Source organism: Aquabacterium sp. UBA2148 (genome assembly GCF_002328915.1).
In the GTDB taxonomy this organism is placed as follows: domain Bacteria; phylum Pseudomonadota; class Gammaproteobacteria; order Burkholderiales; family Burkholderiaceae_C; genus Aquabacterium; species Aquabacterium parvum.
In genome coordinates, this window is the sequence record NZ_DCXA01000159.1 from 1 (window position 1) to 3604 (window position 3604).

Below are 3604 nucleotides of genomic sequence, written 5' to 3' on the forward strand. Positions count from 1 at the left end.
ACGCCTCTGGTTGGTCGGCGCAGACACCCCCGCAACGAACCGCCTGATCGCTTCACTGCGCGAAGCAGGCACCGTCGTGCAGCACCTTGTGTTCAGCGAGCACGGCTGGCAACGGCCCGGGGCAGACGCGATCGCTTTGGGCGATGTGGATGGCCTCACCAAGGCCATCGAGCCCTTGCTGACAGGGCTGGGTCCTTGCACCGCAGCCTTCGTGACACAAGCCAAAGGCAGCGACAACAACCGCCTGGGCGCCGATGCCTTGGATGCTCCGGCCCTCGCGCTGTTCACGCTGGCCAAGGCCCTGGGCAAGGCCTCCGGCCCGACCATCACCCGACTCGGCGTGCTGCTGGCCGGCCACCCGCTTTGCGATGCGGGGGCAAGAGGGGTGGCGCGCGCCCTCAGCCATGAGTGGCGCAATGCCGGCATCACCGTGAGCTCGGTGAGCCTTGACGACGCATCCGATCTGAACGCCGCGCTGGCCCTCGCTTGCGCGCACCCTGGCAAACACGACCTTCGGCTTCAAGGGGGCAAGGCCACAGAGCGCATCGCCGACCCACACCCCGAGATCGAACCCCCGGCGAACGCCAAACTCGACCTCGATCAAAACAGCGTGGTGCTGCTGTTCGGCGGAGGCGTCGGGATCGCTGCCGAGGTGGGCATCGACCTGGCTCACAGGTATGGCTCGCGCATCGTCGCGATCGGCCGCACTCCATGGGACGAAGCCGCCTCACGCGCCGAACCCAGTGACGACGGTCGCGCACAGCAGGCCCCAGGCACCCCTGTGCAGCTCGACGCAGACCCGCGTCAGCGAGCCCTGGCCCGCACGGCGCAGCGCGTGCGCGAAGCAGGCGGCCAGTTCCACTACCTGTCGGCAGACCTGACACAGCCCGATGCGGTCGAGGCGGTCATCCAGCAGGCATCGGGCCAACTGGGGCGCATCGACATGGTGATTCACGCCGCTGGCGTGGTCGAAGACCGCGGACTGGGCGCCAAGCCTGTCGACAGCTTCCTGCGTGTGTTCCGAACCAAGGCCCACAGCGCCCTGCACCTGCGCTCGGCACTGGCCCGGCAGTCGCCCAAGTACATCGTGTTCTTCAGCTCGCTGGTCTCGCACACCGGCAATGCCGGGCAGACGGACTACTGCGCCGGCAACGAGGTGCTCAATGCCATGGCCGCCGAACTGGCCAGCGCATGCCCCGACAGCCGGGTGGTCTCGCTCCTGTGGTCGGTGTGGCACGAGACAGGCTTGGCCAACCGCGCCGTGCAGCAACGCATGGCGCAACTGGGCATGTCAGGCATCGGCAACGCAGACGGCACGCGCCGCTTCCACGCCGAACTCTCTCGCCCGACCGTGCCCGACTGGCTGCTCATCAGCTGTCCTCGCATGCTCGAAGTGATGCAGGGCAACGCCTCGGCCACCTGAACCCAGGAGAACACCATGTCGATCGATCTGGACCTGCTTTGCATCTCCGCGATGTCCGGCCAATTCGCCGGCCACGGCCTGCTCGAACACCTCTGGGCTGCCATCCTGCAGGCACTCCCCGCACCGCTGACCTCACTGCCCTCGCGTTGGGGCATCCCGGCCGACCGCTTCGTGAGCGCCACCCCGGGCACACGCAACCGCAGCTACCTGGACCGGGCGTTCTGCCTTGATCTGCCCAGCTCAGGACACGGTGATTTCGCCTGGCGCCAGCAGCGCGACCTCACCGTCCGGGTCTGCGAATCGCTGTGGCAGGGCGCGGCCTTGCAGGGGGCATCGCCAGCTCCTCGGCAAGGCACAGCGCTGGTCATGGGCACGTCCTGGTCGGACGACAGTCACTGCCGCGCAGACAGCCACCTGGCGATGCACCGCAGCTTCACCCCGGACTGGCTGGACCCTGCCGATCAGTTGGCGGACATCGCCGAGTCCCTGGCGATCGACGGCCCCAGGCTGAGCGTCGACACGGCCTGCAGCTCCTTCCCTTATGCGCTGGCCACAGCGCAAGCGCTGATCCACACCGGCCAGGCTCGCCGCGCCATCGTGGCTGGCGTCAACGTGTTCCTGCCGCCGCAACTCTTCCTGGGCTTTTCGCAACTGAAGGCCTTGTCGGCCGACGCCCGCCTGAAAGCCTTCGCACAAGACGCGAACGGCATCGTGCCGGGCGAAGGCGTGGCCGCGTTCCTGGTCGAGCCCCTGGGCGAAGCCTTGCACGCCGGGCGCCGGCCGCTGGGCCTGGTGCGCAGCCTGGGCATTTCCTCCGATGGCGCAGAGGGCTCCGTCTTCGCACCAGGCCACCAGGCTCAGGTCTGCGCCTACCAACGCGCCTACCGCGATGTTGACCCCGCCAGCATCCAGTACGTGGAGGCGCACGGCACGGGCACACCCGTGGGCGATCACACGGAGATCGCCTCGCTCACCGGCTTCTTCCAGCCGCACCTGAGCCCAGGACGCAAGCTCCCTCTGGGCTCGATCAAACCGCTGGTGGGGCACACGCTCGCTGCGGCGGGTTCGGCCTCGCTTGCCAAGGCTTTGCTGATGCTCAAGCACCGCGTGGTGCCCCCGCACATCGACGTGCGTCCCCACGACGACCTCGCCAACAGCTGCTTCGAATTGCCCCGTCAGGCCGCCCCCTTGGAGGCGCAAGGCTCGCCCCTGAGGGTCGCCATCTCCAGCTTCGGCTTCGGTGGGGCCAACGCCCATGCCGTCATCGAGGAAGCCCCACCGGCCTTGGGCCGCACCGTCATCGCCATGCAGGCAGCAGGCACGCCCAGCCGCCCCAACCCGGTCAGGCTGCTGAACCTGGACGTCGTCGGACAGGATGCGAGCCTGGGCATCGGCCAGCACGCCGTGGACTGGCAACCAGCGCTCACGCAGGTGCATGAGCCCACGCCACGCCCCTTCCCGGCCTCCAGGGCCAATGCCGCCGATGCCAAGGGCCTGAAGGGGCACTTCCTGCAAGGCGAGTGCACGCTCGACGTGTCAGGCTGGCGCATGGGACCGCGCCCGCTCTCCCATGTGGACGCTTTCAAACTGCTGGTCACGCACCGCACGCGCCGGCTGGTTGACCGGCTGCCCGGATGGCGTGGCTCGGCCGACACCGCCATGGTCGTGTGCGCCAACCTGGGGGGAGAGCGCTTCCACAAGGGCTACCGCGAATGCGCAGCCCACTTCGAGGATGGCCAGCCCGCCACCCCAGACATCGTGGTCGATGACGTGGCCACGATGCTGCCCACGATGCTGTCGGGCTACCCCGCACAGATCCTGGACCTGCGGGCCTTCCACCAGACTTTGTCCGGCCCGTCAGACAGCTTCTGGCACTCGCTGCTCGCCGCCCGCGACTGGCTGAGCGAGCGCTGCGAGCACCTGCTCCTGGGGGCCGGTCATTACATCAATTGCCCGGTTGAAGCCCAACGCGCCGCATCACAACCCTGGACATGGGGCGAGGGCTACGGCGTGCTGGCCCTGCAGCACGCCCCAGCAGACTCGAACCCACCCCCGCAGGCCATCGCGCGGCTGCACGCGGTCGTGCAAGCGGGTGACGATGTGCGGGACGCCCGCAGGGCTCGGGCCCTGCTGGGTTGCGCCGCCGACACCGGCCACACCGACTTCGTCGAACTGTGCCCG

At 68.6% G+C, this 3604-nt stretch carries 2 protein-coding genes; both read left to right on the top strand.

Going from position 1 to position 3604, the window contains the following annotated elements; genetic code table 11:
• Window positions 1–1423: SDR family NAD(P)-dependent oxidoreductase (locus B2W70_RS08705; protein WP_286744867.1), on the top strand; the 1423-nt coding region annotated here is incomplete at its 5' end.
• Between the two features lie 15 nt (window positions 1424–1438).
• Window positions 1439–3604 (top strand): polyketide synthase (locus B2W70_RS08710; protein ID WP_286744868.1); only part of this gene is annotated, 2166 nt, incomplete at its 3' end.